The organism is Flavobacterium sp. (assembly GCF_040382755.1).
In the GTDB taxonomy this organism is placed as follows: domain Bacteria; phylum Bacteroidota; class Bacteroidia; order Flavobacteriales; family Flavobacteriaceae; genus Flavobacterium.
Genome location: NZ_JBEIET010000042.1, coordinates 1 through 15,888 on the forward strand (window position 1 = coordinate 1; position 15,888 = coordinate 15,888).

At 32.3% G+C, this 15,888-nt stretch carries 12 protein-coding genes; 8 read left to right on the top strand and 4 right to left on the bottom strand.

Annotated features, from left to right (window positions below):
* Window positions 1-435 precede the first annotated feature (435 nt).
* Both ABWO04_RS05705 and gltX read right to left on the bottom strand, forming a co-directional pair.
* Window positions 436-1,410, bottom strand: a complete 975-nt coding sequence (locus ABWO04_RS05705; protein WP_353078130.1) for an SPFH domain-containing protein — start codon at window positions 1,408-1,410, stop codon at window positions 436-438.
* A 92-nt stretch (window positions 1,411-1,502) separates the two neighbouring features.
* Window positions 1,503-3,011, bottom strand: coding sequence for a glutamate--tRNA ligase (gene gltX / locus ABWO04_RS05710; protein ID WP_353078132.1), 1,509 nt, complete (start codon window positions 3,009-3,011; stop codon window positions 1,503-1,505).
* Window positions 3,012-3,157: 146 nt separating this feature from the next.
* Between gltX and ABWO04_RS05715 the strand changes: the two genes are divergently transcribed.
* From ABWO04_RS05715 to ABWO04_RS05745, 7 genes are all read left to right on the top strand, one after another.
* A complete protein-coding gene (locus ABWO04_RS05715) occupies window positions 3,158-6,457 on the top strand; it encodes a coiled-coil domain-containing protein (protein ID WP_353078134.1) in 3,300 nt (1,099 codons plus the stop codon).
* Window positions 6,450-6,869 (top strand): rRNA maturation RNase YbeY, encoded by a 420-nt coding sequence (gene ybeY / locus ABWO04_RS05720; protein ID WP_353078135.1) that lies wholly within the window; start codon window positions 6,450-6,452, stop codon window positions 6,867-6,869. The genes ABWO04_RS05715 and ybeY overlap by 8 nt, the downstream gene beginning before the upstream one ends.
* A gap of 79 nt (window positions 6,870-6,948) precedes the next feature.
* Window positions 6,949-8,820, top strand: a complete 1,872-nt coding sequence (gene mnmG, locus ABWO04_RS05725; RefSeq protein WP_353078137.1) for a tRNA uridine-5-carboxymethylaminomethyl(34) synthesis enzyme MnmG — start codon at window positions 6,949-6,951, stop codon at window positions 8,818-8,820.
* 120 nt (window positions 8,821-8,940) lie between these two features.
* Complete coding sequence (locus ABWO04_RS05730) at window positions 8,941-9,789, top strand: class I SAM-dependent methyltransferase (protein ID WP_353078139.1); 849 nt, start codon at window positions 8,941-8,943, stop codon at window positions 9,787-9,789.
* A gap of 263 nt (window positions 9,790-10,052) precedes the next feature.
* Complete coding sequence (locus ABWO04_RS05735; protein ID WP_353078141.1) at window positions 10,053-10,601, top strand: OmpH/Skp family outer membrane protein; 549 nt, start codon at window positions 10,053-10,055, stop codon at window positions 10,599-10,601.
* A gap of 138 nt (window positions 10,602-10,739) precedes the next feature.
* Window positions 10,740-13,019, top strand: coding sequence for a helix-turn-helix domain-containing protein (locus tag ABWO04_RS05740; protein ID WP_353078143.1), 2,280 nt, complete (start codon window positions 10,740-10,742; stop codon window positions 13,017-13,019).
* 76 nt (window positions 13,020-13,095) lie between these two features.
* Window positions 13,096-13,404, top strand: coding sequence for a GIY-YIG nuclease family protein (locus ABWO04_RS05745; RefSeq protein WP_353078145.1), 309 nt, complete (start codon window positions 13,096-13,098; stop codon window positions 13,402-13,404).
* A gap of 113 nt (window positions 13,405-13,517) precedes the next feature.
* On the opposite strand, the gene ABWO04_RS05750 is transcribed toward ABWO04_RS05745, so the two are convergent.
* Both ABWO04_RS05750 and ABWO04_RS05755 read right to left on the bottom strand, forming a co-directional pair.
* Window positions 13,518-13,895: a DoxX family membrane protein gene (locus ABWO04_RS05750; RefSeq protein ID WP_353078146.1), complete on the bottom strand. Its 378-nt coding sequence runs from the start codon at window positions 13,893-13,895 to the stop codon at window positions 13,518-13,520.
* 11 nt (window positions 13,896-13,906) lie between these two features.
* On the bottom strand, window positions 13,907-15,067 hold the full coding sequence (locus ABWO04_RS05755) for a DNA polymerase III subunit (RefSeq protein WP_353078148.1): 1,161 nt from the start codon (window positions 15,065-15,067) through the stop codon (window positions 13,907-13,909).
* Between the two features lie 90 nt (window positions 15,068-15,157).
* On the opposite strand from ABWO04_RS05755, the gene ABWO04_RS05760 reads away from it, so the two are divergent.
* Window positions 15,158-15,888 (top strand): phosphoglycerate kinase (locus ABWO04_RS05760; RefSeq protein WP_353078150.1); only part of this gene is annotated, 731 nt, incomplete at its 3' end.

The following is a 15,888-nucleotide window of genomic DNA, read 5'->3' on the forward strand; positions in this document are numbered from 1 at the left end:
AGAGATACTTGGGCAAAAGTTTCTGAACAATAAAAACACGTTTGTCATTCTGAACTTGTTTACTTCGTCAGTTCGCAAGCTCGGGTCAGAATCTAATTTAAATTTCAAACCTATAAGGAAAAATTCTTTATAGGTTTTTTTATTCCTTTTTTGTGCTTATTTCATAGTATTAGAAAAAACTATTAAAACAATAATTAGTATAAGTTTAACCTTTAAAAATAGGCTTTCATAAATATATTTTAAAACAAAAACTTTTTTAAGTAAAGTGTTTTTACATTCCAATTACTAAAAATGTCTAAAATCGCTTTATTTAAATTTTAGCTATAAAAAAACCTGTCAGGATTCCATTTTTAACAATTAGACACAAAAAAACCACCAATTGTAAAATTGATGGTTTCGTTTTGTTAATCTGAACTTTTCAGATTCTACTATTTTTTAAGCTTCACTTGTGTCGCTTGGATTATAATCCGCGGATGTATGGTCGGTTTTTTTCTTTGCTCGTTTCGGTTGATTTTTCATCGTTTCGCCAATTTGGTTACTTGCTGTAAAACTTGCTACCATATTATTTAGCATATCGCTTCCTGCTTGTGGCGAGTTTGGTAATAAAATTAAATTACTATTTGTATCGGCGCCAATAGCTTGTAAGGTATCATAATGTTGTGTAACCACAATTAATGCTGAAGCTTCTTGCGAATTAATCCCAACATTGTTTAATACTTCTACACTTTCTACCAAACCTCTTGCAATTTCTCTACGTTGGTCTGCGATACCTTGCCCTTGTAGTTTTTTACTTTCTGCTTCTGCTTTAGCTTTGGCAACAATTCTGATACGTTGTGCTTCTGATTCAAATTCTGCTGCTGTTTTTTCTCTATCGGCAGCATTAATTCTGTTCATTGCATTTTTAACTTGAATATCTGGATCGATATCGGTTACTAACGTATTGATAATATCGTATCCGTAAGTGGTCATAGATTCGTTCAATTCACGTTTTACAGCAATAGCGATGTCGTCTTTTCTTAAAAATACATCATCTAAAATTAATTTTGGAACTTCAGCACGAACCACATCAAATACATAAGCCGTAATTTGATCGTGTGGATATTCTAATTTGTAAAACGCTTCGTATACTTTACTTTGAATTACGTTAAACTGAACCGAAACTTTCATTTTAATAAAAACGTTGTCTTTTGTTTTCGTTTCAATAATAACGTCTAATTGTTGAATTCTAAGATTTACTCTTCCGGCAATTCTATCAATTACAGGAATTTTTAATTGTAAACCAGAACTTCTAATGCTTGTAAATTTTCCAAAACGCTCTATTACAACAGCGGTTTGTTGCTTTACAGTAAAAAAGGAACTTAGTAAGATAAATAATCCTAAAACAAGGATGAAAATGATAATTGGAGACATAAGTGATAATTTAAAGTTATACTAATTATACGTTGCTTTTGTGTAAAAGTTACAAGAAGTACAAATTATCACTTATATCTTAATTTTGGTGTTTATAAAGTTGCAATTGCTTTTTCAATTCGGCTTATTGTTTCTGCCTTTCCAATTAGCTCAATAATATCAAACAAATGCGGACCTTTTAATGCGCCAACTAAACTTAATCGTAGCGGTTGCATTACTTTCCCCATACCAATTTCGTTTGTTGTCATCCAGTCTTTTAAAATATTTTCAATATTTGTTGATGTAAAATCTTCTATATTTTGTAATTGCTCAACAACTTGTTTCATTAATTCTGGTGTTGCTGAATTCCAGTTTTTAGCTGCTTTTTCATCGTAAGTCGTTGGCGCAACAAAGAAATAATCGGCCAAATCCCAAAACTCTGTTATAAAATTAGCGCGTTCTTTAATTGAAGCAACTACTCTTTTAATATCTAAAGAAGTTGAAATTCCTTTTTCTTCTAAGATTACTTTAAACGCTTCGGCTAAACTTTCATCTGTTTGTTTTTGTAAGTATTGATGATTGAACCATTTGTTTTTTTCTGGATCAAATTTTGCACCTGATTTATGAATTCGTTTTAAATCGAATTTTTCAATAAGTTCTGCTAAACTAAATATTTCTTGTTCCGTTCCGTCATTCCAACCCAATAAGGCTAAAAAGTTAATTACGGCTTCTGGGAAAAATCCAGATTCTTTGTAACCGTTCGAAATTGTCTTGCTGGAGGCATCTCTCCATTGTAAAGGAAATACTGGAAATCCTAATTTATCTCCATCACGCTTGCTTAATTTTCCGTTTCCAATTGGTTTTAAAATCAAAGGTAAATGTGCAAATTCTGGTGCTTCCCAACCAAATGCTCTGTAAAGCATTACGTGTAAAGGCATAGATGGCAACCATTCTTCACCTCTAATTACGTGCGAAGTTTCCATTAAATGATCATCTACAATATTTGCTAAATGATACGTTGGCATTCCGTCCGATTTAAATAAGACTTTATCGTCAAGTAAATTCGTATCAAAATGTACATCACCACGAATAATGTCTTGTAAATGCAAGGTTTCGTTAACTGGAGTTTTAAAACGAATTACAAAATGTTCTCCATTTGTAATCCGCGTTTTTACTATTTCTTCCGAAAAATTCAATGAAGTATCTAATTTTTCTCTTACAGTGTGATTGTATATAAATGTTTTTCCTTCTGTTTCTGCTTGTTTGCGCAATTCGTCCAGTTTTTCAGGAGTATCAAACGCATAATACGCCCAACCAGATTGAATTAATTCATCGGCATATTGTTTGTACATTTCTTTTCTATCCGATTGACGGTACGGTCCAAATTTTTCATTTTTTCCAATGGTTTCATCAGGAGAAATTCCTAACCATTCTAAAGCTTCAAAAATATAATCTTCAGCTTCCGCTACAAAACGAGTTTGGTCGGTATCTTCTATACGTATATAAAAAGTACCGCCGTGTTTTTTGGCAAATAAATAATTAAAAAGCGCAGTTCTTACGCCACCAATATGTAAAGGCCCTGTTGGACTTGGGGCAAATCGTACTCTTACCGGTTTGTTCATCTATATAAATTTTTGTCAAAGATACTATTTTAAAATTCCAAACTCCAAATACTGCATAAATTGGAATTTGGAATTTAAAAATTAGAATTTTTTTTGTGATTGATTTTTTTGTAGTTTTATCGGTTATAAACAAATTAGTAACAATCTTGGAAAAGAAAGCTATAATTTACGATAAACTGGAAGGCTTTATCAAAAAATTTTACACGAATGAGTTGATAAAAGGAGTACTTCTTTTTATGACCATTGGCTTATTGTATTTTATTTTTACTTTTTTAATTGAATATTTTTTATGGTTTTCTACCCAAGGAAGAACTATTTTGTTTGGGTTGTTTGTGTTTGTAGAAGCATTTTTGTTAGCTAAATTTATAATTTTTCCGTTAACGAAATTATTTAAAATTCAAAAAGGGTTAAATTATACCGAAGCTTCAAAAATTATCGGAACTCATTTTGAAGAGGTTCAAGATAAATTACTTAATTTCTTACAATTAGCTAATACCACCGAACCTTCAGAATTGGTTTTAGCCTCTATAGAACAAAAAGCGAAGAACTTACAACCCGTTCCGTTTTCAAACGCTATTAACTTTAATTCCAACAAAAAATATTTGCCATTTGCGCTTATTCCGTTGTTGTTTATTTTGTTTTTCTATATTTCTGGAAATTCAGATGTGATTTCTAAAAGTTTTGCCAGAGTAGTTCAATACGATACAAATTTTGAAAAACCAGCCGCGTTTAAGTTTGAAATTGTTTCTTCTTCTTTAAACGTGGAACAAAACAAATCGTTTAAGCTAATCGTTAAAACTGTTGGAAGTATCATTCCAGAAAACGCGTCAATTGTAATTAATAACGAAGCCTATTTTTTAGAAAACACTTCGCCGGGTAATTTTACTTATCAGTTTGAAAACGTACAGAAAGATATTAAATTTCACTTTCAATCTAACAAAATCACTTCTGCCGATTATGTGTTAAACGTGGTGAACGTACCAACCATTTCATCATTTACGATGCAATTAAATTTTCCAAAATATTTAGGAAAAAAATCAGAAATTATTCAAGGCACAGGAAATGCAGTTATTCCCGAAGGCACAACGGTAACTTGGAAATTAAATACGTTTGCTACTACACAAGTAGCTTTTAAAGATCAATCTGCAATTAGTTTGTTTCAAAAAAACGCCACGCAATTTTCATTTGCAAAACGAATTACTAACGCTACCGATTATCAAATTTCTATTTCAAACACGCAACTTAAAAACTACGAGAATTTACAATATAAATTAACCATTTTAAAAGATCAGTTTCCGAGTATTTCAGTAACCGAAACCCCTGACAGTTTAAAACTAAAACAAAAAGTAATTATTGGACAAATAGCTGATGATTATGGTATGTCTAAATTACAAATGGTGTTTTACGATAAAAACAAACCAAACATTCTTTTCAAAAAAGGCTTGATTTTAAAAAACAAAGTGGTTGATCAATTTGTATATGCTTTTCCTGACGGAATTGCGTTACAACCCGGAATTAATTACGAATATTATTTCGAAGTGTTTGATAATGATATAGTTAATGGTTTAAAATCATCTAAATCAGCCGTTTTTTCTCATTCTGAATTAACAAAAGAGCAAAAAGAGCAAAAATCATTACAAGAACAGCAATCCAACATCAATAGTTTACAAAAAGCGCTTGACAATCAAGACAAACAATTTGAAGCATTAGACAAATTAAAAAAACTGGATAAGCAAAAAGACAACTTAGATTATAAAGACCAAAAGAAAATTCAAGACTTTATTAATCGTCAAAAAGAGCAAGATGAAATGATGAAAGAATTTTCCGAAAAAATGAAGGAAAATCTCGAACAATTTAAGCCTGAGCAAAAAGACGAAATGAAACAAGAGCTTTTAAACCGTTTAGAAAAAAACGAGAAACAAGCTGCGAAAAATGAAAAGCTTTTAAAGGAACTTGAAGCGTTAACTAAAAAATTAGAAAAAGACGAATTGTTTGATAAAGCCGACAAATTAAAACAACAAGCGAAAACACAACAAAAATCGTTAGAACAATTAGTTGAGTTAACTAAAAGATATTATGTAGAACAAAAAGCAGAACAACTGGCGGATAAATTAGATAAATTAGCTAATAAACAAGATAAACTTTCAGATAAAGAAAGCCCAACGAAAGAGGAACAAGAAAAGCTTTCAAAAGAGTTCGATGATTTAAAAAAAGAACTTGACGATTTAGAAAAAGAGAACAAAGAATTGAAATCGCCAATGGATATTCCAAACGATAAAGGCGACCAAAAAGACGTAGACCAAGAGCAACAAAAAGCGGAAGATAATTTAGAAAAGAAAGACCAAAAACAAGCTAAAAAGAATCAAAAAGCAGCGGCTCAAAAAATGAAAGAGATGAGCCAAAAAATGTCTGAATCGATGTCGGCTGGTGAAACGGAAGACAATGCTGAAGACGCTAAAGTAATGCGTCAAATTTTAGATAATTTATTGTCTTTTTCATTTGATCAAGAAAAAGTAATGAAACAATTTAAGGCGGTTTCTAATTCCAAATCAAATGTAAGTGCGTTACTTAAAAATCAACAAGATTTAAAAACGCAATTCAAGCACGTTGACGACAGTTTGTTTGCTTTGTCTTTGCGCCAACCCAAGCTTTCCGATTTGGTTTTAAAAGAAGTAGAAGAAATACATTATAATTTAGACAAGTCCATTGAAAATTTAGTTTCCACAACTCGTTCAAAAGGAATTTCACACCAACAATTCACATTGTCTTCTGCAAACAAATTAGCAGATTTTCTGAGTAATGTGCAAAGCGAAATGAGTATGAGTATGTCTTCTTCTGGCGGTAGCGGAAAGCCCAAACCAGGTAAAGGAAAAGGCGACCAATTGTCCGATATTATTTCTAAACAAAAAGGGCTAGGCGAAAAAATGAAAGACGGCAAACCAAAACCCGGTGAAGGCAAAAAACCTGGTGAAGGCAAAAAACCCGGCCAAGAAGGTGAAGGCGGCTCACAAGGTAACGAAGGTAAAGACGGCGAAGGCGATGCGGGCAAATTATTAGAAATAATTAAAGAACAACAAGAGTTGCGAGAGTCCTTGCAAAACGAACTAAACAAAAACGGAATGGGCGGTAATGGACAAAACGCTTTAAACCAAATGAAAGAGTTAGAGAAGCAATTAATTAATAAAGGACTTACACAAGACAATATTAATCGTGCACTACAAATAAATCACGAGTTATTAAAATTAGAATCAGCACTTAAACAACAAGGTCAAGACACTAAAAGAGAATCAAATACTAACAAAACAGATTTTCTGGGAAGCAACAAACCCCTTCCTCCTGTCCTTTTAAATTATTTAAAAAGTGTAGAAATATTAAACAGACAAAGCTTACCTTTGCAACCCAATTTTAATACCAAAGTGCAACAATATTTTAAAAACAATGATTAGTTTTAATTACGAATCTGATTTTATTTTAGACCAAGAAAAGCATTTTGCTTCTTGGATAGAAACCATTATAATTTCTGAAAACAAAACCGTTGGAGAAATCTCTTATGTTTTTTGTGACGATGACTATTTACACGCTATTAATATACAGTATTTAAACCACGACACGCTTACAGATATTATTAGTTTTGATTACACAGAAGGCGATATAATTAGTGGAGATATTTTTGTTTCCATAGAGCGCGTGAAAGACAACGCGATTGATTTTAAAGTTACTTTCGAAGAAGAATTAAAACGCGTTTTAGCTCACGGTGTTTTGCATTATTGCGGATACAAAGACAAAACAGACGCAGATGCTATTTTAATGCGCACAAAAGAAAACGAAAAAATAAAACTGTTCCACGTGGAACTTTAATATAATAATCAGGTTTTTTTGTTCCACGCGGAACAAAAAAACATAAAGAAAACCACGTGTTTCACGTGGAACAAAAGATATGTTTCAAGAAAAATACGATGTAATTGTTGTAGGTGCTGGTCACGCAGGTTGCGAGGCCGCTGCTGCTGCTGCCAATATGGGCTGTAGTACTTTATTGGTTACTATGAATTTGCAAAACATTGCTCAAATGTCTTGTAATCCAGCTATGGGAGGCATTGCAAAAGGTCAAATTGTTCGTGAAATTGATGCTTTAGGCGGTTATTCCGGAATTGTTTCTGATGTAACGGCTATTCAGTTTAAAATGCTGAATCTCTCAAAAGGACCAGCAATGTGGTCACCTCGTTGTCAATCCGACAGAATGCGTTTTGCAGAAGAATGGCGAATGATGTTAGAAGGTACTCCGAATTTAGATTTTTACCAAGAAATGGTTTCGGGTATTATAACTGAAGGAAATCATATTGTAGGTATTAAAACATCTTTAGGATTAGAGATTAAAGCCAAAACGGTAGTACTTACAAATGGTACTTTTTTAAATGGTTTAATTCATATCGGAGACAAACAATTTGGAGGAGGTCGAGCTGGTGAAAGTGCTTCTTTTGGCATTACTGAAGATTTATTAAAATTAGGTTTCGAATCAGGAAGAATGAAAACTGGTACGCCGCCTCGTGTAGACGGTCGTTCTTTAGATTATTCTAAAATGATTGAACAACCGGGCGATATAAACCCTTCTAAATTTTCGTATTCCGATGTTACAAAACCATTAACAGAACAACGTTCTTGTTTTATGACTTACACTTCTGAAGTGGTTCACGATTTATTACGAGAAGGTTTTGATAGAAGCCCGATGTTTAATGGTAGAATTAAATCTATCGGACCAAGATATTGCCCTTCTATTGAAGATAAAATCAATCGTTTTGCAGACAAAGATCGTCATCAATTGTTTATTGAACCTGAAGGATGGAAAACGTGTGAAGTGTATGTAAACGGTTTCTCAACTTCGCTTCCTGAAGATGTGCAATTTAAAGCCTTACGTTCTGTAGTTGGTTTCGAAAACGTGAAGTTTTTCCGACCAGGATATGCTATTGAGTACGATTACTTCCCTCCTACGCAACTAAAACACACTTTAGAAACAAAACTAATTAATGGATTATATTTTGCCGGACAGATAAATGGCACAACTGGTTATGAAGAAGCCGCTTCTCAAGGATTAATGGCGGGTATTAATGCAGCTTTACAAGTTCAAGAAAAAGAACCTTTGATTTTAAAGCGAGATGAAGCATATATTGGTGTTTTAATTGACGATTTAATCACAAAAGGAACAGAAGAACCATACAGAATGTTTACTTCTCGCGCAGAATATAGAACCTTATTACGACAAGACAACGCCGATTTAAGATTAACTCCGAAAGGATATGGAATTGGTTTAGCGAAAGAAGATCGTTTGAAACGTATGGAATATAAATTAGATGCTTCTGATAAATTTGTTACTTTCTTTAAAGAAACAAGTATTAAGGCAGAAGTTGCCAACCCTATTTTAGAAGCAAAAGGATCCAGTTTGATGACGCAAGGTGACAAAATGTTTAAAGTATTTTCGCGTCCACAAATTGATTTAGATGATATTTTGAAATTTAAAGCGGTTACAGATTATATTTCAGAGCATAATTTAGATCAGGAAGTAATTGAACAAGCCGAAATTCAAGTGAAATATTCTGGTTACATCGAAAAAGAGAAAAATCACGCGGATAAAGTCAACCGTCTTGAAGATGTTCGCATTCCAGACAACTATGATTTTGATAAAATAAAAGCGATTTCAATCGAAGCGCGTCAAAAACTAACTAAAATACGACCAACAACTATAGCACAAGCTTCACGTATTAGCGGCGTTTCACCAAGTGATATTTCGGTATTACTAATTCATATGGGAAGATAAATGTTTTTACGATTTACGATTTACGATTTGTGATTTAACGGTTCGTAAATCAAAAATCAAAATCGTAATTTTCAGGTTCCACGTGAAACAACGTTGTTAAAGCCAATAAATAAAGAGAAAATGAATTTTTTAGAAGAAAACCAATTTATAATTGTCAAAGATCATTCGGTTTCAAAAGAAACCTTTTCCTTGTTGTATAACAAAGAATATGATATTTTAAAAACACACCCTACTCCGTCGTTAGAAGTTTTACCTAAGTATTATGAAAGCGAAGATTATATTTCGCACACAGATGGTAAAAGAACACTGTTTGAAAAAATATATCATTTAGTAAAACGAAATGCCATTAAAGGCAAAGTTTCATTACTTAATAAAGAACAAAACAGTAAAGGTAAGTTGTTAGATATTGGATGCGGAACGGGCGATTTTTTAGTGGAAGCCAAAAACCAAGGTTGGTCGATATTAGGTTTCGAACCAAATTCTGACGCAAAACAATTGGCTGCTAATAAGGGCGTTTCGTTTACGGAAGATATTTTTGCTTTACCAGAAAACACCTTTGATGCGGTAACTATGTGGCACGTTTTAGAACACGTTCCTAATTTAGAAGAATATATTGCCAATTTAAAACGTATTGTTAAGCCAAACGGAACCATTATTATAGCGGTACCAAATTACAAATCATACGATGCAAAATATTACAATCGTTTTTGGGCAGCGTATGATGTGCCACGTCATTTATGGCATTTTTCAAAAACCAGTATAAAAAGATTGTTTTCGGATGTGGATATGGAATTGAAAAAAGTGAAACCAATGTGGTTTGATAGTTTTTATGTTTCCCTTTTATCTGAAAAATATAAAAACGGAAAAATGAGTTTCGTAAAAGGATTTTTAGTCGGTTTATGTTCAAATGTGTCAGGATTGTTCAAAAATGAGTTTTCATCGCACATTTACATCATAAAAAACAAGTAAAAAGCAAATAAACGCGTTTTAAAGGCTTTTTCTTGCAAAAACACTCAAGAATATTTACAAAAAAAGTTAATTAATAAAATAAAGGTTTAAACAAGCCGTTTTTAATAGTAATTTCTTATTGTATATTTAACAACACATAAAGTTTTCTTATAGTGCCTCCTTTTTAATTTATTTTCAAAAAAGAAGTAAAAATTAAAAGAAACCTATTATTTTTACAAAAATTAAAAAAACGATTACAAATTAAATAATCATACTTTACAAAAATGAAAAAAATAGTAAGCATTGTTGCATTAAGTGTAGCATTAATTTCTTGTCAAGAAACTACCACGTCAAAAGCAGAATTTAAAACAGGTTATATAGATACTTCTGTTCTATTAGAAAAATACGAAAAGTTTAAGGATGAAAATGATAAATTCAAAGTTAAATCTGAAGAAATGGGGCGTCCTTTAGAGGCCAAAGGCAGACAATTACAAGCCGAAAAAGATGCATTTCAAAGTAATGCACAAGCTAACGGACAAGCTTGGGCACAACAAAAATATGGCGAATTACAACAAAGAGAACAACAAATTTTACAAGAAAGAGATCAAGTTTTAGCTCAAATTCAAACTGAAGGCGGTAAATTACAAGACACTCTAATTAAACAAGTAAAAAAACACATCAGAGAATTCGGTAAAAAAGAAAAATTCGATTATATTTTTACTACTTCAGAAGATGCTCCTTCTGTAATTTATGCAAAAGATTCGTATAACTTAACAGATAAGCTGCTGAAAGAGTTAAACGAACAATATAAAGCAACAAAAGAAAAAAAATAAAACATTAGCCTTGAGAAATCAGGGCTTTTTTTATATTTTAGTAGTTCGAACTTGTTTCAGAATTTTTTTTCAATTAAATTTGTTATCAACGAACAATTCAATTATTTGCCATTAACATTATCCTAAACTATACGCCAAATGAAACACTTATCTAAAGCCGCTCAGTACACCTTGCAATTTATCAACCAAACTAACAAATCTGTTTTTTTAACCGGTAAAGCAGGTACTGGAAAAACCACACTTCTTAAAGAAATTATTGCCACGTCACACAAAAACACGGTTGTGGTTGCCCCTACCGGAATTGCTGCACTTAATGCGGGCGGCGTTACCATTCATTCTATGTTTCAATTGCCGTTTGCGGCTTTTATTCCTGATTATAAAGTTGTCAATTCCAATTCGTATCAATATAAATTTGAAACGAAAAGTACGATTAGCAAACACTTCCGAATGAACGGCACTAAAAAACAAGTCCTGATTAATTTAGAATTGCTAATTATTGATGAAGTATCTATGCTTCGACCAGACGTGTTGGATGCGATTGATTTTATGCTTCAAAAAGTGCGTCGAATCGATGCGCCTTTTGGTGGCGTTCAAGTACTTTTTATTGGTGATTTATTGCAATTACCTCCAGTTATTAAGCAAGAAGAATGGTACGAATTAAAAAACTATTATCAAGGGATGTTCTTTTTTCATTCGCAAGTAATACAACAAAATCCGCCCTTGTATATTGAATTGGATAAAATTTATCGTCAAGACGATGAAGTATTCATTTCTATTTTAAATAACCTTCGAAACAATAAAATTACCAAGGAAAACATTGCTGTTTTAAATCAATACGTAAATCCAAATTTTAATATCAAAAACCATAACGGTTGTATCATTGTTACCACGCACAATGCAAAAGCAGACGAAATTAATAAAGAGGCTTTAACAGAATTAAAAGCAAAAACGGTTTCTTACTTTCCCGAAATTGTAGAAGATTTTCCGGAAAAAATGTATCCTATTGAACCAAAAATGGATTTGAAAGTAGGCGCGCAAGTAATGTTTATTAAAAACGATACTTCATTTGAAAAAAATTATTTTAACGGGAAAATAGGGAAAATTACTTCATTAGCTGAAAAAGAAATTTTAGTTCATTTTGAAGAAGAAAACAAAACCGTTGAAGTAGATTTATACACTTGGGAAAACATAAAATATACAGTAAACCCCGACACCAAAGAGATTGAAGAAACCATCGTAGGAACATTTAGTCATTATCCATTAAAATTGGCTTGGGCAATTACGGTTCATAAAAGTCAAGGCTTAACTTTTGACAACGCTGCATTAGATGTTTCACGTGTTTTTGCGCCCGGACAAGCATACGTGGCTTTATCCCGACTTCGTTCGTTAAAAGGCTTAATTTTGCTTTCTCCGATACAATTAAATGGCATTTCTTCTGATACCGAAGTATTAAATTACGCCAATAATAAAGCCGACGAAATTGTGCTTGAAAAATCATTAGCATTAGAAACGAAGCATTTTTTACGATTAGAATTGTGTAAAAGTTTCGATTTCAGACAATTGGCTCAAGAATGGCGCAATCATTTATTTTCGTATAACGACGAAGTAACCAATTCAACCAAATCGAAATATCGTATTTGGGCTCAACAAAACGAAAGCATTTTGGCAGCTTTATTGGATTCTTCTCAGAAATTTAGCAATCAAATCCAGAAAATTTGTTTCCAAGAAACTATAGATATTCCTTTTCTGGCAGAACGTTGCGAGGCGGCATATGATTATTATTTTAAAACATTAGATTATCAGGTAACCGATTTGCTTTTGAAAATTGCGGAAGTGAGTAACTTAAAAAAAGTAAAAACGTTTCACGATGAACTTTTGGAATTAGAAGAAATTCAAGTTAAAACAGTTTTGCAATTGAAAAAATCGAAGTTGTTAATTAAAAATTTAGTTAACGGAATTGATTTTAATAAAAGCACGATGTCTTCAGACGAAATGAAGTACTATAAAATTAATAAAATTGCTTCGTTATCGGAAAAATTCAAAGAAATTGATGGTTTTGTAGCCAAAGATTATTCGGAAACTTTTAGTAAAAAAACGAAATCCAAAAAAGCCAAATCAACAGAACCAAAAAAATCTACAATCGAAATCACATTAGAGCTTTGGAAACAAAATTTATCTGTGGAAGAAATTGCTGCGAAAAGAAAATTAACCGTAAGTTCAATTTATTCCCATTTTACGAAACTTATTCAAATGGAAGCGATTACCATTTCAGATATTATGTCCGATGAAAAAATTGCAGCCTTAGAAGAAGCGTTTAAAGGCTATAACGATGAAGGTTTGGGTATTTTAAAAGAAAAATATGGCAATCAATTTTCTTGGGAAGAGTTGCGTTTGTTTAAAGTAAGCTTGAAGAATTAAGCATATAGTTTTACCACACAGTTTGTCACCCTGAAAGGGTCTCGCATAATATTAATAATTTTAACCGCCAAAATCAATGATCGAATTTACAGAAGGAATTTATAATTTTTACGTTTATATTCTTACAAATAAAGCAAAAACAGTGCTTTATACAGGAATGACCAATAATCTAAAAAGAAGATTGCACGAACACAAATCAAAATTAAATCCAAATAGTTTTACTGCAAAATACAATGTGTCTTACCTGCTATATTATGAACATTATGGTTGGGTTCAACAAGCAATAGAAAGAGAAAAAGAAATTAAATTAATGAAACGAGATCGTAAACTGGAACTCATTAAAAATTTCAATACAAATTTGGATTTTTTAAACGATACGATTTGACTTGAGATGCTTTCAGCAAGACAAACTGTGCGAAAAAAGCGTGGAAAAACATCACAACTTTTTTCAATTCAACAAAAAGAGATGCTTTCAGCATGACAAAATGGACGCGTAAATTACAGCCAATACACCCCCAACAAAGCTGGAATTAAATAAATTACAATCGTTCTGGCGCCATCGTAATCTTTCGCTACACGTTGTCCAAAAAGCAACAGCAATAACGTTACACAAGAAACCATACAGGCATAATCACCCATTATTGTTCGACCACTCGTTATGTTTTCGGCAATTCCCATAATAGACAATACACCAGCTACAATTTCTAAAGCTAAAATAGTAAGTAAAGCCGCTGGGACTTGATTTTTTAAAAAAGTTTGAGAAAAATGACCTTTTAACCAACTTACATTTCCGTTCCAATCAGCTATTTTATCGTAACCGGATTGTAAAAATGTAATCGCTAAAAAAGCTAATAATATCAGTGCAAATTCATTCATAGTTTTTGTTTTTAATTTATTTCTTTTTTATGTAATAGTCGTGTTAATTTTATCGATAAATCGGTTAAAATAATGTTACTGTTTCCATTTCTTTCAATATGATACATTGCGTCTTCCAATTCTTTAAAAATATCTGCAATATTATTTCCGTGAACAAATGGTGCGAATTTTTCTAATTTAAAATTCTCAAAATTAGGTTCTAAATATACTAAATCAGTTGCTTTATAATTCAACAACAAGGCTTGTCGAAAAAATTGAATACAAAATTGCAAAAAGTTCTTTTGCGTTTCTCTGCCTTCTTTAGCGATTGTGGTGCTCCAAGAAATTAAATCAGCAATTACACTTGCGTTTCCTTTGGCTTTAAAAGCGGCTCTCACCCAATTGATAAACCATTCTTCAAAAACACTATCATCATCATCTTTATGCAATAAATGAAGTGCTTTGTTATAATTTCCTTCACATTGATGTGCTATTTTTTTAGCTAAATTAGCCTCGACTTTATGTGTGGCAATTAAGGCATCCGTAATTACTTGCTCTGGTAATGCTAAAAAATCAACTACTTGACAACGCGAAATAATTGTTTGCAATAAATCGTCAATACTTTCAGAAATTAATATAAAAATTGTTTTTTCGGGCGGTTCTTCTAATAGTTTCAGTAATTTATTTGCCGCGTCAGTTCTCATTTTATCGGCCATCCATATAATCATTACCTTATAGCCACCTTCGTATGCTTTTAATGATAAATTTTTATTAATTGCTGCCGATTCTTTAACACTAATAATTCCTTGTTTTTTAGGAATTTCTAATTTTTTGTACCAATCAAATAAACTTCCGTATGGGTTTTCTTTAACAAAACCGCGCCACTGGTCTAAAAAATTTGTACTTACAACGCTGTCTCCTTTCACTTCATCTGTAGATGTAATGGGATACACAAAATGCATATCAGGGTGCGAAATATGTTCAAATTTTAAATTACAAGCACTGTTTCCGGTAGTGTTTTCGCCTTCGGAATTGTTACATAAAATATATTGTGCATATGCCATAGCCATTGGTAAGGTTCCAGAACCTTCAGGCCCAATAAATAATTGCGCGTGCGGAATCCGTCCTGCGTTGGCAGTCGTAATTAAATAGTTTTTAATGTGGTCTTGACCTAATATATCTTTAAATAACATGTAGCAAATATAAGCGATTTTTATCTTGGTTTTAAAATCAAACTTTTATATTTGCAAATATCATAAACAACAATTTAGAACCTATTTCCTATGAAAACGATCTTCGACATCAATTTTAAAAACAAAAAAGCGTTAATCCGTGTAGATTTTAATGTCCCTTTAGACGAAAATTTTAACGTTTCCGATGCGAATCGAATTGAAGCGGCAAAACCAACTATTGATAAGATTTTAAACGATGGCGGAGCGGTTATTTTAATGTCGCACTTAGGAAGACCAAAAGGAAAAGAAGATAAATATTCTTTGAGCCATATTGTTTATAAAATTGAAGAAGTTTTAGGAAAAAAAGTAAAATTTGCTTCAGATTGTAGAGGTGAAATTGCGAAAGAAGCCGCTGCAAATCTTCAAAATGGCGAAATATTAGTATTGGAAAATTTACGTTTTTACGCCGAAGAAGAAGCTGGTGATGTTGGTTTTTCTAAAGAATTAGCAAGTTTAGGCGATGTGTATGTAAACGATGCCTTCGGAACAGCACACAGAGCGCACGCTTCAACTACAATTATTGCAAACGAATTCCCAAATGATAAATGTTTCGGCGCTTTATTAGCAAAAGAAATTGAAAGCATCAACAAAGTATTAAAAAACTCAGAAAAACCAGTAACCGCAATACTTGGAGGAAGTAAAGTGTCTTCTAAAATCACCATTATTGAAAACATTTTAGACAAAGTAGACCATATGATTATTGGTGGCGGAATGACGTTTACCTTCATTAAAGCGATGGGCGGAAATATCGGCGATTCTATTTGTGAAGACGACAAAATGGA

Bases quoted from the DNA above. Each gene is read 5' to 3' on its own strand.
- ABWO04_RS05750 (WP_353078146.1), bottom strand. From the start codon at position 13,895: ATGAATGAATTTGCACTGATATTATTAGCTTTTTTAGCGATTACATTT.
- gltX (WP_353078132.1), bottom strand. From the start codon at position 3,011: ATGAACAAACCGGTAAGAGTACGATTTGCCCCAAGTCCAACAGGGCCT.
- ABWO04_RS05705 (WP_353078130.1), bottom strand. From the start codon at position 1,410: ATGTCTCCAATTATCATTTTCATCCTTGTTTTAGGATTATTTATCTTA.
- ABWO04_RS05755 (WP_353078148.1), bottom strand. From the start codon at position 15,067: ATGTTATTTAAAGATATATTAGGTCAAGACCACATTAAAAACTATTTA.
- ABWO04_RS05740 (WP_353078143.1), top strand. From the start codon at position 10,740: ATGAAACACTTATCTAAAGCCGCTCAGTACACCTTGCAATTTATCAAC.
- mnmG (WP_353078137.1), top strand. From the start codon at position 6,949: ATGTTTCAAGAAAAATACGATGTAATTGTTGTAGGTGCTGGTCACGCA.
- ybeY (WP_353078135.1), top strand. From the start codon at position 6,450: ATGATTAGTTTTAATTACGAATCTGATTTTATTTTAGACCAAGAAAAG.
- ABWO04_RS05730 (WP_353078139.1), top strand. From the start codon at position 8,941: ATGAATTTTTTAGAAGAAAACCAATTTATAATTGTCAAAGATCATTCG.
- ABWO04_RS05745 (WP_353078145.1), top strand. From the start codon at position 13,096: ATGATCGAATTTACAGAAGGAATTTATAATTTTTACGTTTATATTCTT.
- ABWO04_RS05735 (WP_353078141.1), top strand. From the start codon at position 10,053: ATGAAAAAAATAGTAAGCATTGTTGCATTAAGTGTAGCATTAATTTCT.